This is a genomic window from Conexibacter sp. CPCC 205762, assembly GCF_030646155.1.
In the GTDB taxonomy this organism is placed as follows: domain Bacteria; phylum Actinomycetota; class Thermoleophilia; order Solirubrobacterales; family Solirubrobacteraceae; genus Conexibacter.
This window is the reverse complement of sequence record NZ_JAUTDN010000001.1, coordinates 357,423-380,741: the sequence shown is the minus strand read 5'-3', so window position 1 is coordinate 380,741 and position 23,319 is coordinate 357,423. Positions and strand designations below refer to the sequence as shown.

25 protein-coding genes and 1 tRNA gene are annotated in these 23,319 nt (G+C 72.7%); 18 read left to right on the top strand and 8 right to left on the bottom strand.

What is annotated here, in order from left to right:
• Window positions 1-54: 54 nt before the first annotated feature.
• Genes Q7L73_RS01765 through Q7L73_RS01755 form a run of 3 tightly spaced genes read left to right on the top strand, consistent with a single transcriptional unit; the run spans window position 55 to window position 3,167 of the window.
• Window positions 55-1,425 (top strand): phosphomannomutase/phosphoglucomutase, encoded by a 1,371-nt coding sequence (locus Q7L73_RS01765; RefSeq protein WP_304688666.1) that lies wholly within the window; start codon window positions 55-57, stop codon window positions 1,423-1,425.
• 7 nt (window positions 1,426-1,432) lie between these two features.
• Entirely contained in the window at window positions 1,433-2,482 is a 1,050-nt protein-coding gene (locus Q7L73_RS01760; RefSeq protein ID WP_304688664.1) for an MBL fold metallo-hydrolase, read from the top strand.
• A 49-nt stretch (window positions 2,483-2,531) separates the two neighbouring features.
• Window positions 2,532-3,167, top strand: coding sequence for a methyltransferase domain-containing protein (locus tag Q7L73_RS01755; protein WP_304688662.1), 636 nt, complete (start codon window positions 2,532-2,534; stop codon window positions 3,165-3,167).
• 1 nt (window position 3,168) lies between these two features.
• Here Q7L73_RS01755 and Q7L73_RS01750 read toward each other — a convergent pair whose 3' ends face one another.
• The 3 genes from Q7L73_RS01750 to Q7L73_RS01740 form a co-directional block, all read right to left on the bottom strand.
• Window positions 3,169-3,954: a TIGR00730 family Rossman fold protein gene (locus tag Q7L73_RS01750; RefSeq protein ID WP_370552372.1), complete on the bottom strand. Its 786-nt coding sequence runs from the start codon at window positions 3,952-3,954 to the stop codon at window positions 3,169-3,171.
• Window positions 3,882-4,652 (bottom strand): ATP-binding protein, encoded by a 771-nt coding sequence (locus Q7L73_RS01745; RefSeq protein ID WP_304688659.1) that lies wholly within the window; start codon window positions 4,650-4,652, stop codon window positions 3,882-3,884. The genes Q7L73_RS01750 and Q7L73_RS01745 overlap by 73 nt, the downstream gene beginning before the upstream one ends.
• A gap of 141 nt (window positions 4,653-4,793) precedes the next feature.
• Window positions 4,794-5,402: a helix-turn-helix domain-containing protein gene (locus Q7L73_RS01740; RefSeq protein WP_304688759.1), complete on the bottom strand. Its 609-nt coding sequence runs from the start codon at window positions 5,400-5,402 to the stop codon at window positions 4,794-4,796.
• Window positions 5,403-5,806: 404 nt separating this feature from the next.
• Here Q7L73_RS01740 and Q7L73_RS01735 point away from each other — a divergent pair, with 404 nt between their 5' ends.
• The 4 genes from Q7L73_RS01735 to Q7L73_RS01720 all read left to right on the top strand — a co-directional run bounded on the left by Q7L73_RS01735 (window position 5,807) and on the right by Q7L73_RS01720 (window position 8,967).
• Window positions 5,807-6,442: a TetR/AcrR family transcriptional regulator gene (locus Q7L73_RS01735; RefSeq protein ID WP_304688657.1), complete on the top strand. Its 636-nt coding sequence runs from the start codon at window positions 5,807-5,809 to the stop codon at window positions 6,440-6,442.
• Between the two features lie 101 nt (window positions 6,443-6,543).
• Entirely contained in the window at window positions 6,544-7,230 is a 687-nt protein-coding gene (locus tag Q7L73_RS01730; RefSeq protein WP_304688653.1) for a TetR/AcrR family transcriptional regulator, read from the top strand.
• Window positions 7,231-7,343: 113 nt separating this feature from the next.
• Entirely contained in the window at window positions 7,344-8,495 is a 1,152-nt protein-coding gene (locus tag Q7L73_RS01725; RefSeq protein ID WP_304688652.1) for a hypothetical protein, read from the top strand.
• Between the two features lie 73 nt (window positions 8,496-8,568).
• Window positions 8,569-8,967, top strand: coding sequence for a hypothetical protein (locus Q7L73_RS01720; RefSeq protein WP_304688651.1), 399 nt, complete (start codon window positions 8,569-8,571; stop codon window positions 8,965-8,967).
• A 27-nt stretch (window positions 8,968-8,994) separates the two neighbouring features.
• On the opposite strand, the gene pdxT is transcribed toward Q7L73_RS01720, so the two are convergent.
• Entirely contained in the window at window positions 8,995-9,558 is a 564-nt protein-coding gene (pdxT, locus tag Q7L73_RS01715; protein WP_304688649.1) for a pyridoxal 5'-phosphate synthase glutaminase subunit PdxT, read from the bottom strand.
• Window positions 9,559-9,562: 4 nt separating this feature from the next.
• Complete coding sequence (pdxS, locus tag Q7L73_RS01710) at window positions 9,563-10,447, bottom strand: pyridoxal 5'-phosphate synthase lyase subunit PdxS (protein WP_304688647.1); 885 nt, start codon at window positions 10,445-10,447, stop codon at window positions 9,563-9,565.
• Between the two features lie 102 nt (window positions 10,448-10,549).
• Here pdxS and Q7L73_RS01705 point away from each other — a divergent pair, with 102 nt between their 5' ends.
• Complete coding sequence (locus Q7L73_RS01705; RefSeq protein WP_304688645.1) at window positions 10,550-11,344, top strand: thioesterase family protein; 795 nt, start codon at window positions 10,550-10,552, stop codon at window positions 11,342-11,344.
• A gap of 34 nt (window positions 11,345-11,378) precedes the next feature.
• Here Q7L73_RS01705 and Q7L73_RS01700 read toward each other — a convergent pair whose 3' ends face one another.
• On the bottom strand, window positions 11,379-12,263 hold the full coding sequence (locus Q7L73_RS01700; protein WP_304688643.1) for a MurR/RpiR family transcriptional regulator: 885 nt from the start codon (window positions 12,261-12,263) through the stop codon (window positions 11,379-11,381).
• A gap of 98 nt (window positions 12,264-12,361) precedes the next feature.
• Here Q7L73_RS01700 and rfbC point away from each other — a divergent pair, with 98 nt between their 5' ends.
• Window positions 12,362-12,910, top strand: coding sequence for a dTDP-4-dehydrorhamnose 3,5-epimerase (gene rfbC / locus Q7L73_RS01695; RefSeq protein WP_304688641.1), 549 nt, complete (start codon window positions 12,362-12,364; stop codon window positions 12,908-12,910).
• A gap of 36 nt (window positions 12,911-12,946) precedes the next feature.
• Here the strand turns inward: rfbC and Q7L73_RS01690 are convergent, their stop codons facing one another.
• Window positions 12,947-13,099: a hypothetical protein gene (locus Q7L73_RS01690; protein ID WP_304688638.1), complete on the bottom strand. Its 153-nt coding sequence runs from the start codon at window positions 13,097-13,099 to the stop codon at window positions 12,947-12,949.
• Window positions 13,100-13,200: 101 nt separating this feature from the next.
• Here Q7L73_RS01690 and Q7L73_RS01685 point away from each other — a divergent pair, with 101 nt between their 5' ends.
• The 7 genes from Q7L73_RS01685 (at window position 13,201) to Q7L73_RS01655 (ending at window position 20,071) form a co-directional block, all read left to right on the top strand.
• A complete protein-coding gene (locus tag Q7L73_RS01685; protein ID WP_304688636.1) occupies window positions 13,201-14,358 on the top strand; it encodes a discoidin domain-containing protein in 1,158 nt (385 codons plus the stop codon).
• A gap of 278 nt (window positions 14,359-14,636) precedes the next feature.
• Window positions 14,637-15,044: a cyclic nucleotide-binding/CBS domain-containing protein gene (locus Q7L73_RS01680; protein ID WP_304715477.1), complete on the top strand. Its 408-nt coding sequence runs from the start codon at window positions 14,637-14,639 to the stop codon at window positions 15,042-15,044.
• Between the two features lie 325 nt (window positions 15,045-15,369).
• A complete protein-coding gene (locus Q7L73_RS01675; RefSeq protein WP_304688632.1) occupies window positions 15,370-16,098 on the top strand; it encodes a TetR/AcrR family transcriptional regulator in 729 nt (242 codons plus the stop codon).
• A 30-nt stretch (window positions 16,099-16,128) separates the two neighbouring features.
• Window positions 16,129-16,839 (top strand): TetR/AcrR family transcriptional regulator, encoded by a 711-nt coding sequence (locus Q7L73_RS01670; RefSeq protein WP_304688630.1) that lies wholly within the window; start codon window positions 16,129-16,131, stop codon window positions 16,837-16,839.
• A 47-nt stretch (window positions 16,840-16,886) separates the two neighbouring features.
• Window positions 16,887-16,960 (top strand) — tRNA-Ile (locus Q7L73_RS01665).
• A 110-nt stretch (window positions 16,961-17,070) separates the two neighbouring features.
• Window positions 17,071-18,606 carry an FAD/NAD(P)-binding protein gene (locus Q7L73_RS01660; RefSeq protein ID WP_304688629.1) on the top strand — a complete coding sequence of 512 codons (1,536 nt, stop codon included), beginning with the start codon at window positions 17,071-17,073 and terminating at the stop codon, window positions 18,604-18,606.
• A 22-nt stretch (window positions 18,607-18,628) separates the two neighbouring features.
• A complete protein-coding gene (locus Q7L73_RS01655) occupies window positions 18,629-20,071 on the top strand; it encodes a hypothetical protein (RefSeq protein ID WP_304688628.1) in 1,443 nt (480 codons plus the stop codon).
• A 53-nt stretch (window positions 20,072-20,124) separates the two neighbouring features.
• Here the strand turns inward: Q7L73_RS01655 and Q7L73_RS01650 are convergent, their stop codons facing one another.
• On the bottom strand, window positions 20,125-21,489 hold the full coding sequence (locus Q7L73_RS01650; RefSeq protein WP_304688626.1) for a hypothetical protein: 1,365 nt from the start codon (window positions 21,487-21,489) through the stop codon (window positions 20,125-20,127).
• Between the two features lie 56 nt (window positions 21,490-21,545).
• Here Q7L73_RS01650 and Q7L73_RS01645 point away from each other — a divergent pair, with 56 nt between their 5' ends.
• Together Q7L73_RS01645 and Q7L73_RS01640 are read left to right on the top strand one after the other, a co-directional pair.
• Window positions 21,546-22,271 carry an SDR family oxidoreductase gene (locus Q7L73_RS01645; RefSeq protein WP_304688624.1) on the top strand — a complete coding sequence of 242 codons (726 nt, stop codon included), beginning with the start codon at window positions 21,546-21,548 and terminating at the stop codon, window positions 22,269-22,271.
• Complete coding sequence (locus Q7L73_RS01640) at window positions 22,271-23,308, top strand: LLM class F420-dependent oxidoreductase (RefSeq protein ID WP_304688622.1); 1,038 nt, start codon at window positions 22,271-22,273, stop codon at window positions 23,306-23,308. Before Q7L73_RS01645 ends, Q7L73_RS01640 begins: the two co-directional genes overlap by 1 nt.
• Window positions 23,309-23,319: the final 11 nt, after the last annotated feature.

The following is a 23,319-nucleotide window of genomic DNA, read 5'->3' as shown; positions in this document are numbered from 1 at the left end:
CGGATCATGTCAAAGCCGCTCCGCGTCCGCGCCCCTTAGGATCCAGCGTTAACCATGCGCGAAGTCTCTTCGAACATCTTCAAGGCGTACGACATCCGCGGCCTCTTCGAGCAGGACATCGACGGCGACGTCGCGGAGCTGATCGGCCGGGCGTTCGCCCACGTCCTCTCTGACCTCAGCGGCAAGAAGGTGACCGACCTGTCGGTCGCGCTCGGCCGCGACATGCGCCTGAGCGCGCCGGACCTGGCGGCTCGCTACCGCGACGGCCTCGTGCACGAGGGCGTGATGGTCTACAACGCGGGTCAGGTCGGCACCGAGATGCTCTACTGGCTCGTCGGCTCGCGTGATCTCGACGGCGGCCTGATGTGCACCGCCTCGCACAACCCGAAGGCGTACACGGGCGCGAAGCTCGTGCGCAAGGGCGCGCTGGCGCTGTCGGGCGACGAGGGCATCCAGGACATCCGCCGCCTCGTGCAGGGCGGCATCCCCGACCGCGTCGGCGGCGGTGACTGCGAGTCGGTCCACATCTACGAGGAGTTCCAGGAGGCGGCGCTCAGATTCATCGACCCGGCGGCGATCAAGCCGCTGCGCGTCGTGGTCGACGGCGGCAACGGCATGGCCGGCCCGATGGTCGGCCCCTTGTTGGAGCGGCTCGGGCTCGACCTCGTCACCTCCTACTGGAGACCGGACGGCAACTTCCCCGACCACGAGCCGAACCCGCTGCTGCCGGAGAACCGCGAGTTCATCATCAGACGCGTGATCGACGAGAGAGCCGACGTCGGCATCGCCTGGGACGGCGACGCGGACCGCTGCTTCTTCATCGACGACACCGGCCGCTTCGTCGACGGCGACTTCCTCACCGCGCTGCTGGCCGAGTCGCTGCTGAAGAGATCGCCGGGCGCGACCGTCCTCTACGACGTGCGCGCCAGCCGCGCCGTCCGCGACGTCGTGCGCGACGGCTACGGCACCGCGCTGATGAACCGCGTCGGCCACGCCTTCTTCAAGACGCGCATGCGGGAGACGGCCGCGATCTTCGGCGGCGAGGTCTCGGGCCACTACTACTTCCAGGACTTCTACTGCGCCGACTCGGGCACGATCCCGGCGCTGCTGGTGCTGGAGCTGCTGTCCAAGAGCGGCAGAAGACTGTCGGAGCTGCTGGAGCCGCTGCAGAGCAGATACTTCATCTCGGGCGAGATCAACTCGACCGTCGACGACGCCGACGCGATCATGAGAGCGATCGAGCGGCGCTACTCCGACGCCCGCATCCAGCGTCTCGACGGGCTGTCGGTCGACTACGACGACTGGCACTTCAACGTCCGCGCCTCCAACACCGAGCCGCTGCTGCGGCTCAACCTCGAATCGCTCGTCTCGGAGGCCGACATGGAGCGGCGCCGCGACGAGCTGCTCGGCCTGATCCGCGGTTGATCGCATCGTGGCCGAGCCGCTGAGCACGGAGCAGGCGCGCGCCGAGGCGGCGCGCGCCGGCATCCACGCGCTCTCGATCCCGACGCCGTTCCTGGTCGGCAGGGTCAACCTCTACCTGATCGAGGACGAGCCGTTGACGCTCGTCGACGTCGGCCCCAACTCGGGCAAGGCGCTCGACGAGCTGGAGCAGGCGCTGGCACGGCTCGGCCATCGCGTCGAGGACCTCAGACTGATCGTCCTGACGCACCAGCACATCGACCACATCGGCCTCGTCGACGTGCTCGTGCGCCGCTCCGGCGCCGAGGTCGCGGCGCTCGACCGGCTCGCCCCCTACCTCGGCGACTACCACGGCGCCACCGAGCGCGACGACGAGTTCGCGGTCGCGCTGATGCAGCGCCACGGGATCCCCGCCGACGTGACGCAGGCGCTGCGCGCGGTCTCGACCGCCTTCCGCGCCTGGGGCAGCGGCGCCGACGTGACGCGGCCGCTCGCCGACGGCTCGACGCTGCGCCTGCGCGACCGCTCGCTGCAGGTCCTCCACCGCCCCGGCCACAGCCCCTCCGACACGACCTTCTGGGACGCCGAGCGCGAGCTGCTGATCGGCGGCGACCATCTGATCAAGCACATCTCCTCCAACCCGCTGGTCGCGCGGCCGCTGCCGCTGCCGGGCGAGCCGGAGCCGGCGCCGGGCGAGCGCCCGGAGGCGCTGCGGACCTATCTGGCGTCGCTGGCGGCGACGCGCGAGCTGCCGGCGCGGATCGTGCTGTCGGGCCACGGCGAGCCGGTCACCGACCACGTCGCGCTGATCGACGAGCGTGCCGGGATGACCGCGCGGCGGGCGCGCAAGATCCTCGGCCTGCTGCAGGAGCGGCCGCTGACCGCCTACGAGGTCGCGCAGCGGATGTGGGGCAACGTCGCCGTCACGCAGGCGTTCCTGACGCTGTCGGAGGTGCTCGGCCACGCCGACCTGCTGCGCGCCGACGGCAGCGTGCGCGAGCTGGAGCAGGACGGCGTCGTGCGCTTCGAGGCGCTCGTCGCGCCCGCGTCGCCGGCCTGAAGCTCCCAAACCGGCGCACCGATCGAGCGGCAGCGGTAGCGTCACGAACGTGATCGCGGACTCCCCCGACGCGATGCGAGAGACGCTGACCTGCGCCTGGTGCGAGCGGCCCCTGGCGGGTGTCGGGCTGCCCTACGGCGCGAGCTTCCGCTGCCCGTCGTGCGGCACGCGCACCGGCGCGGCGCCGACGCTGACGCTGCCGCCCGAGGAGATCGCGGTGGCGCGCAGCCGCTGCGCCGTCGCGGAGACGCTGCGCCGCCGCGCCCACCGCCGGATCGCGCAGCGGATCGAGCGGATGGCGCCGCCCGGCCCGGTGCTCGACGTCCGCGGCGACCTCGACGTGACCGCGCTCGGCGGCCGCTACGCGGCGATCGTCTTCTGGCAGTCGCTGGGGCGCACGGCCGAGCCGGGGACGGCGCTGGAGCACGCCGCGGCGCTGCTGAAGCCCGCCGGCCTGCTGACGATCGCGCAGCCGGCCGCCGGCCTGCCGGCGCTGACCGAGCGGCTGCGCGGCGGCACGGGCGCACCGCCGCAGCGGGTGCGGATCCCGCAGCGGACGCTGGTCGAGCGGCTGCGCGCGCTCGGGCTCGAGGTGCTGCACGCCGACGGCGCCTCCGGCCTCGGCATCGGCGGCTTGCGCGCGGCACTGCTCGACGGCGTCGTCTCGGTCGAAGCGCGGCGCTGAGTCAGCCGGCGGCGCGGCGCGCGTCCTCGGCGGCGCATTCGCGCGCGACCAGCGCGACCGCTTCCTCCGCGCCGTCGACGACGGCGAAGCGGTCGAGGTCCGTCGCTGAGATCTTGCCGCCGCCGAGGACGCGGTCGCGCAGCCAGTCGACCAGCGGGCTCCAGAACCAGCGGCCGACGAGCACGACCGGGAAGCTGCTGATCTTGCGCGTCTGGATCAGCGTCAGCGCCTCGAACAGCTCGTCGAGCGTGCCGAAGCCGCCCGGCATCACGACGAACGCACGCGAGTAGCGCACGAACATCACCTTGCGCGTAAAGAAGTAGTGGAAGTTGAGCGGCAGGTCGAGGTGGTCGTTGCGATCGGTCTCGAACGGCAGGTCGATCGCCAGCCCGACCGACAGCGCGCCCGCCTCCTGCGCACCGCGGTTGGCGGCCTCCATCGCGCCCGGCCCGCCGCCGGTGATGACGCTGAAGCCGGCGGCGCCGAGCCCGCGGCCGAGCGCGCGCGCCAGCTCGTACTCGGGATCGTCCTCGGGCGTGCGCGCCGAGCCGAAGACGGCGACGCCGTCGCGGACGCTGGAGAGCGCGGCGAAGCCCATCTCCAGCTCTCGTCGCATCCGCTCGACCCGCGACGGGTCGGTCGCGATCTCCAGCTGCTGGTCGAGCAGGTCCTGGTCGGGCGTCCAGTCGTGCGCGCGCTGCCTGCGGCGGCTCTTCACGACTCCCACTCGTGGCGCCGGTAGAAGTGCCGGTTGTCGGCACCCATCAGCAGCTGCGGGTCGCCGCACATCTCGGTCAGGCGCGAGAAGTTCCGCTCGGTGATGTGTCTCGCCAGCCAGCTCGGGCTCGGCAGCTGGTCGCTGCCCTCCTCGGCGTCGCCGGTCAGGTCGCAGGTGAAGACGATCGACTTCTCGTTCTCGTAGCGGCCGTTGATGATGTTGTAGAGCTGCTCCAGCACCCAGTCGGTCGGGCGGGCGACCGCGAGGTCCTCGACGTGCAGCAGCTCGACGGTCGTCAGCCGGTCGATCAGGTCCAGCGTCGCGCCCGACTCGTCCTCGCCGTAGGTGCGGCGGATCTCGTCGAGCAGGCGCGGGCCGGTGTAGATCGCGACCGAGCGGCTTCTCGCCAGCGCCGCCTGCGAGATCAGGTACGCGAGGTGGCTCTTGCCGGTGCCGGGGCTGCCGAGGAACCACATCCCCTCGCCTCTGTCGAGCATCTCGTCGATGCGGTCGCAGTAGCTGCGGACGTTGCGCACGACGTCGGGCGCGCTGCGCGCTATCGACGGCACCGGCTCGCGCTCGAAGCCGATGTTGCGGAAGCGCTTGGGGATCTCGCGCGAGAGCCGCTTCGAACGGCGGCGCTGGACCTGCTCGGGCCAGCAGCGGCAGCGATAGCTCTCGTTTCTGTCCCAGTCGAGCACCATCCCGCTGCCGTCGCAGACGTCGTACGGGCAGGGCAGGAGCGGAGTGCTGGGTTCGGCGGCCACGGGCTCAGTGAATCACACGCCGCGCCCGTTCCGGGCGAGGGCCGGGGCGCGGGCGGCGGAGCGCGGCGCGGAGGACCCCCCAAGGACCTCCGCGCCGTCACTCTCCCCCTTGTCCCCCCTGTCCCCCGATAGCTCGGAGCGCTAGCGCAGCTCCGGGCTCGGCGTTCCGAAGCTGGCGAGAAACAGGCTCGCCAGCTCGGAGTCACCGCTTATGCGCAGGCCGGCATGCGCCTGCTCAGGTCCGAATGCGGCTGCCCACGCGAGCGGCGTCGCCTTGATGACGGCGTCGGCGTGGAGCGCGGGTCTGTGCGTGACGGCCGCCTCGCCGTCGCTGAGCGCGACGGTGTAGAGGTCGAGCGCGACCTCTAGGTCGTCCTCGACGATCAGCTCGACCTCGGCGTCGACGCCGCTGGGCGGCTCGACGACGCAGCCGGCGAGCCGGAACAGCGCGGTCACGTCGACCCACTCGTCGGCGTTGGGCGCCGACCATGCCCAGCGCATCGCCCAGCGCACGACCGGGCCGAGAATCGCGAGCAGGTCGCGGCCGGCGTCGGTCAGGTCGAACTCGACCCGCGGCGGCACCTCGGCGAAGCGCTCGCGCGTGATCAGGCCCTCGCCGGCCATCCGGTTGAGGCGCTGCTCCAACGCGCCGGTCGACAGGCCCGGGAAGGCCCGCTGCAACTCCGACAGTCGTTTCGGCCCGAACGCGAGCTCGCGCACGATCAACAACATCCAGCGATCGCCGATCACCCCCAGCGCTCGCGCGTCCGGTGACCACTGGCGTCGCCGTCTGATGCCCGACAGATCGCATGGCTGCACGACTGATCCCCTCTCGTCAGCTCTCAGCGACACCGGCGCCGTCGATCGGATCGAGCGCGCCGTCTCGACGGCCTGCGCAGTGCTTGCACCCCCAAGCACGCGGCCAAACGACGACTCCAGCGTCGCCTGGAAACTTACATGACTCTTATTGCGGTGTCCACCCTCCTGGACGGCGCGCTGGACGGTCGTTGAGCCCGCTGCGGCGGGCGTCGAGGCGCCAACGCCGCGCGATCGCTCAACAAATCCTCTTCAATCAAAGCGCGGGCTGGAGCCGCCGGCACGCAAGAATTGGCTATTGTAAACGCGCCTGTACTCGTAGCAGGCGCCACGGGATCATGGATGGGGCGGTCGACACCGGGGAAGACGGCGCCAACGCGCGCTCGCGACTGTTCGCGCCCGCAACCCAGCGCGAGCGGCTGCTCGACGGGATGGCGCGCACGGTCGCCGAACAGGGCTACGCCGCCACGTCGGTCGCCGACGTGCTGCAGGTGGCGAGGATCTCCCGGCGCACCTTCTACGAGAGATTCGCCGACAAGGAGGACTGCTTCATCGCGGCGTACGACGCGATCGCGGAGGCCTGCCACGCGCGCGTCCGCGGCGCCTTCAACGCCGCTCCCGACTGGAGCGACGGGATCGCCGACGGGCTCGACGCGCTGCTGACCGCGCTCGCCGCCGAACCGGCCTTCGCGCGGCTCGCGGTCGTGGAGGTGCTCGGTGCCGGGCCGCGCGGGCTCGCGCGCCGCGACGACACGATGCAGCGCTTCGCGGCCTTCATACAGGAGGGTCGTGCGCGCTTCGACGACCAGCTCTCCCCCCACCCTGACGTCGTCGCCCAGGCGATCGTCGGCGGCATCTACGAGCTGCTCTACTCGCGCATCGTGCGGGGCGAGGCGGAGCGACTCCCCGAGCTGTCCGCCGAGCTGCTCCATTACACCTTCATGCTGCTTGGAATGCCCCAACGTTCGGTCTGATTGAGTCGCGCCAACGATGAGGCGGCGGGGCGCTGAAATGCGTCACGCTTGTGTTAAGTTCCAGCCCCAACGGGGTTACTGGGTCAGTGAAGGAACAGCACATGGATTGGACACCGGCCCAGCTCCCGAGCGGACGACACGGCCTCTCGCGCGAGTTCGTCGTCAACTCGCAGCGCTCGCGTCTGCTCGGTGCCGCCGTCGTCATAGCCGGCGCCGAGGGCTACGCGGGCATGACCGTGAGCGCCGTGATCGCCAGAGCCGGCGTCTCGCGCAAGACCTTCTACGAGTTCTTCCAGGACCGCGAGGACATCTTCCTCGCGACCTTCGACCAGCTGCTCGATCGCGCCGTCGACGGCGCGCGTGACGCCTACGAGAACGGCGGCGAGAGCTGGCCCGAGCGGCTGCGCGCGCTGCTGGAGGCCGGCCTCGGCGCGCTCGCCGCGAGCCCGCACGAGGCGAGACTCGGCTTCGTCGAGGTGCTCGCCGCCGGCCCGCGCGCGCTGCAGCGCCGCGACGCCGCGCTGCGCGAGTTCATGCAGTTCCTCTCGCCCGGCTACGAGGCGGCCGGCGGCGACGTCCCGGAGCTGATGCCGGAGGCGATCGTCGGCGCCGTCTACGAGATCGTCTACGCGCGCGTGCTGCAGGCGCGCACCGCCGACCTGCCCGAGCTGCTGCCGCAGCTGATGTACGTCGCGCTGGCGCCGTTCCTCGGTCCGCAGCAGGCGCGCGAGCTGGCCGGGGCGAACGTCGCCTCAGCGGCCTCCTCCGGGCGCCGCAGGAGCGCCTGAGCCACCGGCGCCGCAGGGCTCCGCCCTCGCCGCGACTGGACATCTGTCGCGTCTGCGGTCAGGATGCGCAGACGGGGCAGTTCGGGGCGCGAAGGACACAGGGGGCAGTGCTGATGTCGATGGCACCGGTGACGGCGGAAGGGGCGAGCGGCCGCAGCGTGGCCGCGGTCGCGTTCTCGCGCGCGTTGCGCGATCGCGCGCAGGGTCGCGCGGTCGACGCCTGCAGCTCGTGGGCGCGGTTGGAGCAGGAGGCGCGTGATGCCGGCGCGCTCCACCTCGCCGTGCAGGCGGGCGCCGAGCGCTCGCTGACGCTGACGTGGATGGGCGCGCTGTCGGTCGCGGGCGTGCTCTGCGAGCAGCTGCTGGAGGAGCTGGGCGAGCTGGAGCGCGAGCCCGAGCGGCTGGTCCCTCCCCCGCTCTCGCCGGCCGTCATCAACGGCTGGGCCGGCGCCTGGTTCTCGGTCAGCGGCCTGCACCGGCTGCGCGCCGAGCAGCTGCGCCGCGCCGGCGACTACGCCGGCGCGCTGGAGGAGCTTGACGAGGCCAACCGCAGCGCCGACCAGCGCCCCGACGCGGCGCTGCCGCTGTGGGGGCGCGTGATCCTGTCGGAGTCGCTGCGGCTCGCCGGCGACGTCGACGGCGCCTACGAGGTCGCCTCCGCCGCCGCGGCCGCGGCGCGCAGGGCCGGCGGCCATCCGTGGGTCTCCGTCACCGCCGACCGCGCCGTCGCGCGCGCACTGCTGGCGCTCGGCCGCTCCGACCAGGCGCTCGCCCGCTTCCGCGCGATGGCGCGCCGGCCGGTGCACCGCAACACCGACGGGATGATCGCCTGCAACCTCGGGATCGGCGAGTCGCTGCGGCGGCTCGGCCGGCTCGACGCTGCCCAGCGGCCGCTCGCCGACGCCTCCGCCGAGGCGTTGCGCCACGGCAACGTCGTCGGCTGGATCCACGCGCAGCTGTGCCTTGCCGAGCTGGCCCGCGAGCGCGGCGACGCGACGGTCGAGATCGCCGCCCGCATCGACGACGTGCGCCGCCGCCTGGCGCTCGTCGAGCACCCGTGGCTGCGGCTGCGCGCCTTCCTGCTGGGCGCGCTCAACAGCGACGGCGCCCGCGCCGAGCAGCTGCTCGACCGCGCCGAGGAGGAGCTGCCGCGCTTCCACCGCCGCAGCTGCGACCTGGAGCTGGAGCGCGATCTCGTCGAGCAGTGCCGCGTCGCCGTGGAGACGGGCGAGCCGCTGCCGCCGATCACGCTCGACTTTCTCTGACCAGACGGTCTCGAAGCGGTCTGAAGCCAGTGAGGTCCGTGCACGTGCAAGGACAATCGGGTAAACCTTCTTTATGGCCACGGCCTTGAAGCTGTCGCTCGCGCTGCTGTTGATCGGCTCGCTGCTGCTCGCGTACCTCGCGCCGCCGCCCGCGAGAAGGATCGATCTGCGCGTCCGCGGCTTCATCGTCGCGATCGGCCTGCTCTGCTACGCGATCGCCGCGCTGGCGCTGACGGCCGGCTCCGTGCTGGCCGGCGCGATCGCGCTGCTGGTCGCCAGTGAGCTGGTCTGCACCGCCGGCTGGCTCGGCCGCGGCGAATCCCCCGGCACCGACGAGGACGAAGGCGGTGGCGGCGGTGGCGGCGGCGGTCGCGGTCCGAAGCCGCCCCCGCGCGACTGGGACTGGGACTGGGATTCCTTCGAGCAGGCCTTCCGCCGCTATGCGCGCGACCGTGTGCCGAGCTCGCGCTGAGCGCTCGTCGGCATGGCGAGAGCTCGCCTAGCGGCTCGTTCTCGCGACCAGCGCGAGGAAGCGCTCGTGCAGGCGTGTCTCGGCGGTCAGCTCCGGGTGGAAGCTGATCGCGAGCAGGTTGCCCTGCTGGACGGCGATCGGATGGCCGTCGACGGCGGCCAGCACCTCGACCTCGTCGCCGTGCTCGGCGACCCACGGCGCGCGGATGAAGACCGCGCGCACCGGCGGCCCGTCGATCCCGGCGATCGCGAGGTCCTCCTCGAACGAGTGGACCTGACGGCCGAAGGCGTTGCGGGTCGCGAGCGCGTCGAGGATCCCGAGATGGTCGCGGTCAAGCATGATCAGCCCGGCGCAGGTGCCGAAGACCGGCCTGCCGCCGGCCGCGAAGGCGCGCAGCGGGTCGCCGAGTCCTTCGCGCTCGATCCCGAGCGTCATCGTCGTCGACTCGCCGCCGGGGATCACGAGGCCGTCGAGACCGTCGAGGTCCGCGGGAACGCGGACCTCACGGACGTCGGCGCCGAGGCCGCGCAGCATGCGAGCGTGCGCGGCGAAGTCGCCCTGGAGCGCCAGGACGCCGACCAGGGCGGTCAAGCGACTACCAGCCGCGCTGCGACAGCAGCTGCTCGTGCTCGAGCTTGGAGGTCTCGAGGCTGAACATCGCCTGACCGAGGCCGGTCGAGGCGGCGGCGACGCGCTCGGCGTCGGCGAAGTGGGTCGTCGCCTCGACGATCGCCTTCGCGCGGTGCTCCGGGTTCTCCGACTTGAAGATGCCGGAGCCGACGAACGTGCCCTCGGCGCCGAGCTGCATCATCAGCGAAGCGTCGGCCGGGGTCGCGATGCCGCCGGCGCAGAAGAGCACGACGGGCAGCTTGCCGTCTGCAGCGACCTTGCGGACGAGGTCCAGCGGCGACTGGAGGTCCTTCGCGGCGGTCGCCAGCTCGGCGTCGTCAAGCCCCTGCAGGTGCTTGATCTCGCCCTTGATCTTGCGCATGTGACGGACCGCCTCGACGATGTCGCCGGTGCCGGCCTCGCCCTTGGAGCGGATCATCGCCGCGCCCTCGCCGATGCGCCGCAGCGCCTCGCCGAGGTTGGTGGCGCCGCAGACGAACGGGACCTTGAAGCCCCACTTGTCGATGTGGTGCGCCTCGTCGGCCGGCGTCAGCACCTCGGACTCGTCGATGTAGTCGATCTCGAGCGACTCCAGCACCTGCGCCTCGGCGAAGTGGCCGATCCGCGCCTTCGCCATCACGGGGATCGTGACGGCCTCCTGGATGCCCTTGATCATCTCCGGGTCGGACATGCGCGCGACGCCGCCGTCGCGCCGGATGTCGGCCGGGACCCGCTCGAGCGCCATCACGGCGCAGGCACCCGCGGCCTCGGCGATCTTCGCCTGCTCCGGGGTGACCACGTCCATGATCACGCCGCCCTTGAGCATCTCGGCGAGGCCGGCCTTGACGGTAAACGTTGCTTCGTCGCGCATTGGTCGGAATATAGCTGTGACCCAGCCGTGAACGCACTCCGGCGGCGTCCAACGCGGGTGCCCGCGACCCACCGCGATGGAGCACCGCTAGCCTGCTGCGGCATGAGCGACGGCGACGCGATCTTCCAGCCCGACGGTCCCGATCGATTCCGCCCGACCGAGCTTGCGCGCGGCCCGTGGGATCCGACCGCGCAGCACGGCGGCGCCCCGGCGGGGTTGCTGGCGGGCGCGCTGGAGGCGTTTCACAGCGACGTGCCGATGGCCGTCCTGCGCCTCACCTGCGAGTTCATACGGCCGGTGCCGCTGACGCCGCTGCGGGTCGAGACGCGGATCGTCCGCCCCGGCGGCCGCGTGCAGCTGGTCGAAGCGCAGCTGCACGCCGGCGAGACGGTCGTCTGCCGGGCGCTCGCGCTGCGCGTGCGGCGGGCCGACGTGCCGGCGCCCGACGAGGTCGACCCGGCCCCCGACGTGCCCGGCCCGGACGACAGCGCCGCGGTCAGGATGGAGCTGTTCGACACGGGCCCGACGATGTTCGCGCGCGACGGCATGGAGGTGCGGATGGCGCGCGGCGCCTTCGACGAGGTCGGCCCAGCGGTCGCCTGGTTCCGGCTGCGCGTCCCGCTCGTCGCGGGCGAGCGGCCGACGCCGCTGCAGCGGCTGGCGGCCGCGGCCGACTTCGGCAACGGCATCAGCTCGGCGGTGCCGTGGGCGACCCACCTCTTCATCAACCCCGACCTGACGATCTACGTCGAGCGGCTGCCGGAAGGCGAGTGGGTCGGGCTGGACGCGCGCACGCGCGTCGGCCGCAGCGGCGCTGGCCTGGCGGAGAGCGTCCTGTTCGACGGACGCGGCCGGCTCGGGCGGTCGCTGCAGGGGCTGTACGTCGCGGAGCGGTGAACGAGCCCGCACCGCTCCGCGACGCCAGCGAGGACTACTTCAGGCGGTAGGCCTTGATGCGCATGTCGTACTGCTGCGCGTCACGCGAGTAGACGCCGTACGCGAGCGCCTGGATCAGCGACAGCAGCGCGGTGTGCGAGCGCACGTAGGCGGGGCTGTTGGACGAGTAGTAGAGGCGCACGCGGGCCAGCCGCGCGACCTCCGACAGGGTCGCGTCGGTGATCGCGATCGTCGGCGCTCTGCGATGGCGCGCGAGCTTCATCGTGCGCGCGATCAGCGGATGCGGGCGCCCGGCCGAGAGGCCGATCACGAGCGTCGTCTCGTCGATCCGCGAGAGGCGCCCGAGCGCTTCCTGCGACGGGCTTGCGACGACCTCGGCACGGATGTCGAGCAGCGACAGCAGGTGGCGCAGGTAGCTGGCGAAGAACGCCATCTGGTCGGTGCCGGCGATCAGCACCTTCTGCGCGCTCGCGATCGCCTCGATCGCCGCTTCGAACTCGCTGCGCGAGAGCTTGCGGGCCGTCTCCTCGACGTTGACGTGGTCGGTCGCGAGAGCGGTCTCGTACTCGGTCTGGTCGAGCGAGAAGAGCGGGGCGACGCTCGTCTCGGGGGCGACGGCGCCGGCGCCCGCGGGGCGGCGGCGGTATTCGTCGCGGGCCGCCTGCTGGAGCTCTGGGAAGCCCTCGAAGCCGAGCGCCTGCGAGAAGCGCACGACCGTGCTCGACGAGGTCGAGGCGCGGCGCGCCAGCTCCTCGGCCGTCTGGAAGGCCGCTTCGTCCAGGTGGTCGACGATGTACTGCGCGACATCCTTCTGGGAGCGCGAGAACTCGTCGAACCGGGCGGTGATGTAGTCGGACAGCGCCTGGTGTCCGTGCGGCGGCGGCGGCGCGGTGGGAGTCGTGGCGGTGGCTCGCTTCATAGGCAGCGAAGGTTTCGACGGGAGGCAGGGTGACTCCTCCCCAGAACCCTCGTCCGGCGACACGAGTTGCGCTCCCCAGTCACTAAGCTGGCGCTCCGATGGAGACGATTCCGACCAGACTCCCGGGCCTCGTGCTGCTGCAGCCGCAGGTCTTCGGTGACCACCGCGGCTTCTTCGCCGAGACCTTCCGCGCCGACGCCTGGGCCGCGGCCGGCGTCGACGTCGCGTTCGTGCAGGACAACCACTCGCGCTCGCGGCGCGGCACGCTGCGCGGGATGCACTTCCAGACCTCGCCGGGGCAGGCGAAGCTGATCCGCTGCTCTCGCGGGGCGATCGTCGACGTCGTCGTCGACCTGCGCAGAGCGTCGCCGACGTTCGGGCAGTGGGAGGCGTTCACGCTCGACGACGAGACGATGCGCCAGCTGTTCGTGCCGGTCGGCTTCGCGCACGGCTTCTGCGTCACGAGCGAGGTCGCCGACGTCGCCTACAAGTGCTCGAACTACTACGACGCGGCGACCGAGTCGGGGATCGCCTATGACGACCCCGAGGTCGGGATCGTCTGGCCCGACGACGTCGAGCCGGTCGTCTCCGAGCGCGACGCCGAGGCGCCGCGGCTGTCAGAGATCGCCGGCTCGCTTCCCTTCTGAGCGGTGGTGGCCCGCGGCGCTGCCGCGGGCCGCTGCTCAATCCTCGATCGGGCTGTTGCGCAGCTCGGCGTTCTGCGCGCGCTCGCCGGCGACCTGGGCGACGGCGTAGGCGATCAGGACGTTCGCGACGACGCCGATCCCGAGAAACGTGATCAGCAGGGCGACCGTGAAGTTGGCGGCAGTGGACATCGCAAACGTCAGCATGAGCAGGAGCTTATCCCACGGTCCGCGCGTATGCGCCGCGCTCGCGCGTGGCGAGGCCGCGGAGACGATCGGGTAGCGTGTGGGGCATGGATCCGGAGACGCCGGCCCCCGAGACCCAGTCGCCCGAGACGCCGTCGGCGACCGTCGCCGACGATACCGCGCAGCCGCAGGACGGCGCCGCCGAGTCCGCCCCGCAGGCGGAGGCGACGGCGGTCCGCAGCTGCCCGAGATGCGGCGCGCCGGTCACCGACGCCGACCAGCACTGGTGCCTCGAGTGCGGCTCTGAGCTGCCGCGCAGGCAGCGCCACGCGCTGCGCCCCGTCGTCGGCATCGCGACGACGCTGACGGTGCTCGTCGGCGCCGCCTCGGCCGCCGGCTTCACGCTGCTGCAGGACGGCAAGCAGCCGCCTCCCCCGGCCGCGACGATCGCGCAGGCGCCGCCGCCGGTCACGCAGCCGACCGTGACCACGCCGCCGGCCGACGCGACGCTGCCCGACAGCGGCAGCGAGCTGAGACTGCCGGACACGAGCACGAGAGGCAGCGGCGGCACGGGCGGCGGGAGCAGCTCCGGCAGCGGCGCCGGCAGCAGCGGCTCGCCAAGCTCCGGCAGCGGCTCCTCCGCCGCTCCCAGCGACGTGCCCGACCTGTCCAACGACGTCGACACCTCGACGCCCAACCCCGATCCGCCGCCGGACGACGCGGGCGAGGTCGACACGGGCAGCGACGACGGCAGCGTCCAGGACGATCCCGACAGCGGGAGAGCGCAGAGAAGAGCGGCGAGACCGAGACTGATCGACGCCAACGTCGCGCTCTCCGCCGCCGCCATCCCCTACGCGCCGTACGTCGAGGGCGACGCGGATCTCGGCGACGCGACGCTGATCACCGACGGCTCGCCGACGACCGCCTGGAAGACGCCCGAGTTCGACGACCCGGCGACCAATCCGCAGCTCGGGGTCTACGTCGACCTCGTGACCCCCGAGAGAATCACCAGACTGGTGCTGTCGACGCCGACGCCGGGGATGACCTTCGAGGTCTACGGCGCCCGCAACGGCCCGCCGAAGTCGATCACCGCGCCCGGCTGGTCGCATCTGGCGACGAAGGAGCAGACGCCGGGCAAGACGACGATCACGCTGCCGAGCGGGACGACCGCCCGCTACGTGCTGATCTGGGTCACCGGCCTGCCGGCCGGCGCCAGACAGGCCGAGATCGGCGAGCTGCAGATCATCTCCAAGCAGCCCGAGTAGCGCCGGCGCACCGCCGCTGCTCCGGAAGCTGGCGCGTCCCCGCGCCCAGTGGTGAACAGTTCGCGACGGTTGTCACTTGAACGCGAGCGTCTTGGCTGGGAAGCTGAAGGGGCAATCCCATCCGCAGCGCTCCTGAGGAGGTCGCGTCTACCAACCATTCCGCCATTTGGCGGTGTGCCGGCGTTCGAAGTTGGGGAACTTCGTACCTGGTCGTGCCGAGAGAGCACCGCCGACGTTCGTGCAAGTGCAATGGGGGGGCGCAATACAGGAGGAGCAGTATGTGCAAGACGGCACGGGAGTTCGTCACCGGAATCGGTGAGTGCGTCAGCGAGTACGAAACGGTGCTCGACGGCGCGCGCAAACTCGCGGCATTCGGGGTCGACGCACTCCCGATCTGCGGGGAAGATCGCACCGTCATCGGCATCCTGTCGGAGGCCGACGTCGTGCGCGTCGTCGCTGAGCGACGCGATCCGGACTCGGTCCGGATCGGGCTGCTGGCCCATGCGGTCTCGGTCGTCGACGCGGACGCGCCGATCGCCGACGTCCGCAGTCGCATGGCCGAGCGCGGCATCGCCAGCGCGCCGGTGACCGACGAGGGACGCCTGATCGGGATGCTGCGGCGCGCCGACCTGCTCGACGGCTCCGAGGGGCCCGTCGGCGAGGTGCGCGCGATCGCGCGCGTCTGACGGCTCGTCCGACGCGACGACGGCGATGGATTACATGACGCGGCCGGGGCGGATCCCATCCGCACGCCCCGGCCGCGTCGAGCATGAGGCTGGCACGTAGCCCCATACCGGGTGTTCCCGGGGGAGGGAACCCTGCGGGCGCACACTGGCTCGGACGAGAGGCGCCGAGCGGCATGTCCGCCCGCACGACTCCGCCGTGCGGGAACGCCGTCTGAAGTCCTGCACCTTCGCGTTTGCGAGGGCTCGATGCAGCCCTTGCACAGAAAAACTATAAACGTCCCCGTCTTCTGTTGTCAACGGGCTGCGCAGCGGCTACTGTCGGCTCGTGGGATCACAGATCGAGCCCATCCAGTCGGACCCGGGAGAGGTCGTCGCGCTTCGCTTCCCGTTGCGTCCCCGGCGTGATCGACTGATCGCCGCGATCGCCCACGTGGTCGCACAGGACGGCTATCGCGCCGCCTCGGTCAGCAAGATCGTCGCCGTCGCCGGGGTCTCCCGCAACAGCTTCTATGAGCACTTCGCCAACAAGGAGGAGTGCTTCCTCGCCGCCTACGACGAGGCGGTCGAGCAGGTGATGGCGCGCGTGCGCTCCGCGACCTCCACCGCACGCTCCCGCAGGGATGCGCTCGAGGCCGGCTTCGGCGCCTTCCTCGGCTACGCCGCCGACGAGCCCGAGCTGGCGTGGCTGTGCATCGTCGAGGTGCTCGCCGCCGGTCCGCGCGCGCTCGCCCGCCGCGACGAGGCGATGCGCCGCTTCGCCGCCTTCCTCGAAGAGGGCCGCGGCGACGATCCCTCCGACGTCCCCCCCGTGCTGACCGAGGTGATCGTCGGCGGCGTCTACGAGGTCATCTACGCGCGCATCCTCAACCGCGAGACCGCGACGCTGCCGGAGCTGCTGCCCGACGTGCTGTACGTGTGGCTGGCGCCGTTCGTCGGCGCCGCGCGCGCGACCGCCGTCCGCAGCGCCGCAGCCGGCCGGCTCTCCCTCGCCGACGCCTCCGGCGGCAGCGTGATCGCTTTGAATCCGGAATCAAGAAGAACGGGCGGAACATAGATGTTTTCTGAGCGTGTCTATGGTCGCCAGGTGCCTGCAGCCTCAGATCGAGCACCCCAGCGCCTGCCCCGCGGCCGTCACGGCCTTCCGCGGCGCTTCGTCGTGCACAACCAGCGCGAGCGGATGCTGCTCGCCGTCGCCGAAGCCGTTGCCGAGCAGGGCTACGCGAACACGACCGTCGCGGACATCATCGCCCGCGCGAGGCTCTCACGACGCACCTTCTACGAGCACTTCACCGATAAGGAGGAGTGCTTCCTCGCCGCCTACGACACCGTCGTCGAGCAGATGCTCGCCGGCGTCGGGCACGCCTACGAGAGCGCTGGCGGGGAGTGGACGAGCCGCGTCCACGACGGGCTGGAGGCGTTCGTCAACTACCTCGTCGACGAGCCCGCCTTCGCGCGCATGTGCATCGTCGAGGTCGTCGCCGCCGGGCCGGAGGCGCGCGGCCGTCGCGACGCCGCGATGCGCGTCTTCGTCGACTTCCTCGCACCCGGCAGAGTCGAGGCCCCGAGGGGCGTCGAGGTGCCCGAGCTGGCGGCCGACATAGTCGTCGGCGGGATCTACGAGATCATCTACACGCGGCTGCTGCGCGACGCCGCCGACGAACTGGTCGAGATGCTGCCGCAGCTCGTCTACTGCGCGCTGGTGCCGTTCGTCGGCCACAGAGCGGCGGAGAGAGCGGTGCGCGAGAACGAGGAGCGGCGCGCAACGGTCGCCCCCGCCCCCGGCTCCGACGGTTGATCCTGTTGGTCGCGCGCCACCTCTGGTAGCGTCGCGTTCGACGACACGGCCCAGTAGCTCAGTTGGTTAGAGCAGTGGACTCATAATCCATTGGTCCCAGGTTCGAGTCCTGGCTGGGCCATCGTTTCGAGAGCCTCGCCCCTGCGGCGGGGCTCTCTTCGTTCCAGGCCCTGACGGCGCCTTCGCGCGGTCAGACTGCCCGAAGTCGATCCATTTGATCTACTTTGGGTCGTGCTGCTGTCTCCCACCGCCCCGTTCCGCGTCGTCATCGTCGGCGCGGGCTTCGCGGGGACGGCGACGGCGGTCCAGCTGCTGCGCGCCTGGCGCGGCGGACCGCTGCACGTGACGCTGCTGGAGCGCGAGGCCGAGCCCGGCCCCGGCGTCGCCTTCTCCACGCCTGACCCGCGCCATCTGCTGAACGTCGTCGCGGGCGGGATGAGCGCGCTGCCCGCGCTGCCCGATCACTTCCTCGACTGGCTGCGCTCGCGCGATCCGGACGCGACCGCGGGGACGTTCGCGCCACGGCTCGCCTACGGCGCCTACCTGCGCGAGCTGCTCGCCGACACGTGTGCGGATGCGCCCGAGGGCGCCGTGGTCGAGCGGGTCGGCGACGAGGCCGTTGCGGTCGAGCCGGGTGGTGACGCGGCCGACGGCGCCGCCTGGACGGTCGTGACCGAGGGCGGGGCGCGTATGGCGGCCGACGCGGTCGTGCTGGCGGTCGGCGTCAACCGGCCGCGGGTCCCCTCCGGCGTGGTGCCGGAGCTGCTCGGCCATCCCGGCTGGATCGGCGACCCGTGGGACCATGCGCGGCTGCTCGCAGCGGCCACCGGCGCCGAGACGATCGCGGTGATCGGCAGCGGGCTGACGATGATCGACGTCGCGATCTCGCTGGCGGACGGTGGCGGCCTCGGCGGAGGCGCGCTCGCCGCGGCGGACGCGGGCGGCGCAGGGCGCGGCGGGCCGCGGCTGCTGGCGCTGTCGCGGCGCGGGGTGCTGCCACGCGCGCACCGCTCACGCGCGCCGCAGAGACTGACGACCTTCCGCCCGCCGCTGGGGCCGCTGACGGCCGACCGGCTGGCGGCGCACGTCGAGAGCGCGGCGCTGGCCGAGGTCGCGGCCGGCGGCGACTGGCGCTCCGCCGTCGACGGTGTGCGGCCGTACACGCAGAAGCTGTGGCGGGCGCTGCCGGTGAGCGAGCAGGCGCGCTTCCTCGCCCGTCACGCGCGCCGCTGGGAGATCCACCGCCACCGGATGGCGCCTGACGTTGCGGCGCGGGTCGCGCAGCTGCGCGAGAGCGACCGGCTGGAGCTGCGCGCGGGCGCGCTGCAGCGGGTCGCGCCGGTCGGGTCCGATGCGATGGCGCGTGCCGCGACGTCGCGTTCGGAGACGAGCTCTGGAGCAGGCGCGGGGCCGATCGAGCTGGTCTATCGCGGCGACGAGGGCGTCACGCGAGTGGTCGTCGACGCGGTCGTCAACTGCACCGGGCCCGATCCCTCACCGACCGCCGATCCGCTGCTGAGCGAGCTGATCGCCGCCGGCAGAGCGCGCGCGGGCACGCTCGGGCTCGGGCTCGACACCGACCTCGACGGCGAGCTGCGCGACTGCGACGGTCACCCCTCCCCTGGCCTCTACACGCTCGGCGCGCTGCGGCGGGGGCAGCTGTGGGAGTCGACCGCGGTGCCGGAGATCCGCTGCCAGGCGGCCGAGCTGGGCACGCTGCTGGCCGCCCGCGGCACGGCCGTCTGCGCCCAGCGCGCGGTCGCCTGATGCTGACGTAACCTCCCCCGCGGTGCCCGCTCCCGCCGCATCGCGCAGCGCGCTCGGCCGCTCGGCCGTCGTCGTCTGGGCGCTCGGCGCCGTCGCCCTGCTGGTGCTGCTGGCGCTGTGGCAGCGCAACGGCTACTGGGAGTTCTCCGACGGCGTCTACGCGCTCACCGGTCGGCTCGTCGCCGACGGCCACGGCCTCTACAGCGACGTGGCTGCTGCGCAGCCGCCGCCGATCTACCTCGTCGCCGCCGGCGTGCTGAGCGTCAGCGACACGCTGACGGCGCTGCGAGCCGCGCTCGCCGTCGTCGAGCTGGCGACCTCGGCGCTCGTGCTCGTCGCCGTCTGGCGCCTGACCGCCTCCCGCCCGGCTGCCGTCGCCGCCGCCCTGCTGGCGCTCGTGACGCCGTGGGCGCTGCGCGAGCACGCGCAGCTCCTGCCGGAGACCTTCGCCGCACCGCTGCTGCTGGCGGCCGCGCTCGCGGCGGGCAGCGCCGGACGCGGCGCGGATGCCGCAGATGGCGGCGCGGATGCGGCAAAGCGCGGCGCGGCCGGCGCGGGTGGCGGCGCGGATGTGTGGAATGCGCTGCTGGCGGGTGGGTTGGCGGCGGGGGCGGCGGCGTTCAAGCTCGCGTTCGCGTTGCCGGCACTCGTGCTGTTGCTGCTCGGGGTCGCGCGCGGCGGGCGGGTGCGGGCGCTGGCGGGGTTCGCGGGGACCGGCGCGGTGCTGGCGCTGGCGTCACTGGCGCTCTACGGCGGCGACGTCGTCGACGGGGCGCTGACGGCGCAGCGTGAGAGCGGCATCGCCGGGCTCTCCTACGTCGGCGGGCTGTGGGCGCAGGGCGGCTGGAACCTGCTGCCGCTGCTCGCCTGTGCAGCACTCGCCTGGCCGCTGCGGGCGCGGATCGGCGACCCGGCCCTGCTGCGGGCGCTCGCTGCCGCCGCGCTCGGGGCGCTGCTGCTGTTCCTGACGCTCTTCAAGACCGGCAGCTACCTGACGATCGTCGTCGTCGCCGAGCCGCCGCTGCTGTGCCTCGCCGCGGCCGCAGCCACCGCCGTGCTGCGGCAACCCACGCGAGCCGAGGCCGGCGGGTGCGTCGGGGAACCGCCGTCGGTGCAGAGCGCTGCGCGACTGCCCGCGATGCGCGTCGCGATCGGCGTCGCCGCGGCGCTCGGCGTGCTGCAGGTCGGGTCGCTGCTGGTGCGGCCGGGCGATCCGGTGCTGTTCACGCGGCCGCTGGCGGCCTCAGGCGGCGAGCGCGAGCTGTCGCCGGCGCAGGTCGACGCGGCCGTCGCCGTGATCCGCGCCTGCCCGGCCGGCGCCGCCACCAGCGGACCGCCGTTCCTCGCCTTCGCCGCCGGCCGTCGCATCGCCGGCGACCAGCCGGACCAGTTCATCCTCGCCCACGCCGCCGCGCTCGGCCGCTTTCGCGCCGCCGCCGACCGCGACCAGCCGCGCTGCCCATAGGCGGCGCCGCCACCCGCGGCCCGCGCCTGCGTCGGCCCGAGGTGCTGCGCCGGCTACCGCGAGAGGCGGGCGGCGAGCGCCGGGGTCGGCGCGAGCGTGAGGGTGACGTCGGCGCCGTCGGCACTCGTCACGGCGGCGGTGCCGCCGGCGAGCGTCCAGCGGGTGGCCGTCGCGACGGCGCCTGAGGCCGGCGCGCCTCTGGCCGCGGAGTCGACGGCGCGTCTCGGCGCAAGCTCGGCAGCGGCGGCGCGTCTGGCGTCGTGCTCGGCTGCCAGCCAGCTGCCGAATGCCGCCGCGACGGCTCCGGCCGCGGCGGGGCTGTCGAAGCGCAGGCGCAGCGTGAAGGCGTCGCGCTGCATGCACGGGGCCGCGCAGTCGGGGGCGGGCAGCGGGCCTTGGCGCCAGAGCGCGTATCTGCCGCCCTGCCAGCCGCCGGAGAGCGTCGCGGCCGCGCGGGCGCCGATCGCCTCCGCCAGCACCGCGCGCAGGTCGAACTCGCCGAGCGTCGAGCGCTCGAGCAGTCTCCAGCCCGGCCCGGCGGCGTCGCCGGCCGGCAGCGACAGCGACGCCGGGCGCGTGCGCGCGAACCAGCGCGACGGCTCGTAGAGGTCGGCGGTCGTCAGCGGCGGGCGCGATCTGAGCGCGGTGTTCACCGTGCTCCAGCCGCCTCTCGCCAGCAGCGCCTCGACGAACTGCTCGCCCTGCTCGTAGGGGAACAGCAGCGACGACATGATGTACGGCGGCAGCGGGGTCGAGCCGCTGGCGGCGCCGAGCTGGTCGAGCGCGTCGCCGAACGTGAGCGCGCCCGGGTAGCGCTGCAGGTAGCGCAGCATCACCGCGGTCGCCGATCCCTCGACCAGGCCCGACTCGCCGCTGGAGCGGTCGTCGTCGCTGCTCGTGCCGCTGTCGGAGGACTCGCCGGTGCCGCCGAGCCGCTGCAGGTCGAAGTGCTGGTCCTCGAGCGCGTGCGTCAGCTCGTGGGCGAGCGTCACGTCGTCGATCCCGACGCCCTCCACGAGCGCCAGCCGCTCCGTTCTGGGGTCGTAGAAGCCGGCGACCTGCTCGCCGTAGATCGAGGCCGTGACCGCGTCCATGTCGACGTCGGGCGCGAGCAGGCCGAGCAGCTTCATCAGCTCCTCACCGGCCTCCACGCGCTCGCGCGATTCGCTCGCCTGCTCGTCTCTGACGCCGTACGCCTCGACCTCCGCCGGCGTCATCACGGTCACGCTCACCGGCCGCTTGAAGCGCAGCCCGCGCAGCTGCTCGACGCGTCTCTCGACCCGCGCCAGCCGCTCCGGCGAGACCGTCTCGCCCCCGCCCGAGTCGCCGCCGGAGCCGCCCGACCCGAAGACGGCGAAGAGGACGACCAGCAGCGCCAGCACGGTCACGGCGACGATCTCGGGCGTGCGCTGGCGCATCCGGAACAGCGTAGTGATTGGATGCGGCGAGGAGACCGAGAGCGGGAGGAGCAGAGATGGCGCAGCGAGCGGCGATCGTGACCGGTGCATCGAGCGGGATCGGCTTGGCGATCGCGCGGATGCTCGGCGAGGAGGGCTACGGCCTGACGCTGGCGGCGCGCCGGCCGGAGAAGCTGGCGGCTGCCGCGCAGGAGCTGCGTGACGCCGGCTACGACGTGCAGGACGTTGCCGGCCCGCTGTCGGAGGAGACGGCGGTCGAGGCGGTCGTCGCCGCGCACGAGCAGCGCTTCGGCCGGCTCGACGTGCTCGTCAACAACGCCGGCGTCGGGATCGGCGCTCCCGTCGCCGAGATCGAGACGAGGAAGCTCGACATGCAGCTCGACGTCAACGTCCGCGCGATGGTGCTGTTCTACCGCGCGTGCGCGCCGCTGCTGCGGGCGGCCGGCGCCGAGCACCGCAGCGCGCTCGTCGTCAACACCTCCTCGATCTCCGGCAAGCGCGGCCAGGCGTGGCTGTCGGTCTACTCGGCGACGAAGGCGGCCGTGATCGGCTTCACCGAAGCGATGAACAAGGAGCTGAACGGCGACGGGATCAAGTCGACCGCGCTCTGCCCCGCCTTCGTCGACACGCCGATGACCGACTTCGCGAAGGCCGGCGGCGTCGCCGCCGAGGCGATGATCCGCCCCGAGGACATCTCCGAGGCGGTGCGGCTGCTGCTGAAGCTCTCGCCCGCCTGCATCGTCCCCGAGATCGTCTTCGAACGGCCCGGAGACGTGCTCTGATGCGGCTCGGCGTCCACATCGGCTACTGGGGGCTCGGTCTCACCTCCCAGGAGCAGCTGGAGATCGTGCAGGAGGCCGAGCGGCTCGGCTACGACTCGGTCTGGGCGGCGGAGGCGTACGGCTCCGACACCGCGACCGTGCTCGCCTGGCTCGCCGCCGGCACCTCCACGATCAAGCTCGGCTCGGCGATCTTCCAGATCCCCGCCCGCAGCGCCGCGATGACGGCGATGACCGCGGCGACGATCGACCAGCTGTCCGGCGGGCGGATGCTGCTCGGTCTCGGCGCCTCCGGGCCGCAGGTCGCCGAGGGCTGGCACGGCCAGCGCTACGGCAGAATGCTCCAGCGCACGCGCGAGTACGTCGCCGTCGTGCGGATGGCGCTGGAGCGCAAGCGCGTCGAGTTCCACGGCGAGACGCTGGAGCTGCCGCTGCCCGACGGGCCCGGCAAGGCGCTGAAGCTGACGATCGCCCCGCTGCAGGAGCGGATCCCGGTCTACCTCGCCGCGATCGGCCCGAAGAACACGGCGCTGGCGGGCGAGATCGCCGACGGCTGGATCCCGACGCTGTTCAGCCCCGAGCACGTCGCCGAGTTCCGCGGCCACCTGGAGGAGGGCGCGGCGCGCGCCGGTCGCTCGCTCGACGGCTTCGACATCGCCCCGACCGTCAACGTCTTCGTCACCGACGACCGCGCCGCGGCGCGCGACGCGATGCGGCCGTACCTGGCGCTCTACATCGGCGGCATGGGCTCGCGCAGACAGAACTTCTACAACCGGCTCGTGCAGCGCTACGGCTTCGAGCAGGAAGCCCTGCGGGTCCAGGAGCTGTACCTCGACGGCAACCGCGACGAAGCGATGGCGGCGCTCCCGGACGCGCTGATCGACCTCGTCACGCTCGCCGGCCCGGCCGACGTCGTGCGCGAGCGGCTGGCGGTCTTCCGCGACGCCGGCGTCGGCACGCTGATGGTCTCGCCGATGGCGTGGACGGCCGAGGAGCGGCTCAGACAGCTGCGGCTCGTCGCCGAGCTGGCCGCGGTCTAGGAGACGCTGCT

What these genes read in the sequence shown, in the direction of transcription:
- Q7L73_RS01725 (WP_304688652.1), top strand. Translation starts at nt 7,344, where the DNA reads ATGTCGATGGCACCGGTGACGGCGGAAGGGGCGAGCGGCCGCAGCGTG.
- Q7L73_RS01645 (WP_304688624.1), top strand. Translation starts at nt 21,546, where the DNA reads ATGGCGCAGCGAGCGGCGATCGTGACCGGTGCATCGAGCGGGATCGGC.
- Q7L73_RS01685 (WP_304688636.1), top strand. Translation starts at nt 13,201, where the DNA reads ATGGATCCGGAGACGCCGGCCCCCGAGACCCAGTCGCCCGAGACGCCG.
- Q7L73_RS01640 (WP_304688622.1), top strand. Translation starts at nt 22,271, where the DNA reads ATGCGGCTCGGCGTCCACATCGGCTACTGGGGGCTCGGTCTCACCTCC.
- Q7L73_RS01705 (WP_304688645.1), top strand. Translation starts at nt 10,550, where the DNA reads ATGAGCGACGGCGACGCGATCTTCCAGCCCGACGGTCCCGATCGATTC.
- pdxS (WP_304688647.1), bottom strand. Translation starts at nt 10,447, where the DNA reads ATGCGCGACGAAGCAACGTTTACCGTCAAGGCCGGCCTCGCCGAGATG.
- Q7L73_RS01730 (WP_304688653.1), top strand. Translation starts at nt 6,544, where the DNA reads ATGGATTGGACACCGGCCCAGCTCCCGAGCGGACGACACGGCCTCTCG.
- Q7L73_RS01700 (WP_304688643.1), bottom strand. Translation starts at nt 12,263, where the DNA reads ATGAAGCGAGCCACCGCCACGACTCCCACCGCGCCGCCGCCGCCGCAC.
- rfbC (WP_304688641.1), top strand. Translation starts at nt 12,362, where the DNA reads ATGGAGACGATTCCGACCAGACTCCCGGGCCTCGTGCTGCTGCAGCCG.
- Q7L73_RS01720 (WP_304688651.1), top strand. Translation starts at nt 8,569, where the DNA reads ATGGCCACGGCCTTGAAGCTGTCGCTCGCGCTGCTGTTGATCGGCTCG.
- Q7L73_RS01650 (WP_304688626.1), bottom strand. Translation starts at nt 21,489, where the DNA reads ATGCGCCAGCGCACGCCCGAGATCGTCGCCGTGACCGTGCTGGCGCTG.
- Q7L73_RS01680 (WP_304715477.1), top strand. Translation starts at nt 14,637, where the DNA reads ATGTGCAAGACGGCACGGGAGTTCGTCACCGGAATCGGTGAGTGCGTC.
- Q7L73_RS01765 (WP_304688666.1), top strand. Translation starts at nt 55, where the DNA reads ATGCGCGAAGTCTCTTCGAACATCTTCAAGGCGTACGACATCCGCGGC.
- Q7L73_RS01735 (WP_304688657.1), top strand. Translation starts at nt 5,807, where the DNA reads ATGGATGGGGCGGTCGACACCGGGGAAGACGGCGCCAACGCGCGCTCG.
- Q7L73_RS01690 (WP_304688638.1), bottom strand. Translation starts at nt 13,099, where the DNA reads ATGTCCACTGCCGCCAACTTCACGGTCGCCCTGCTGATCACGTTTCTC.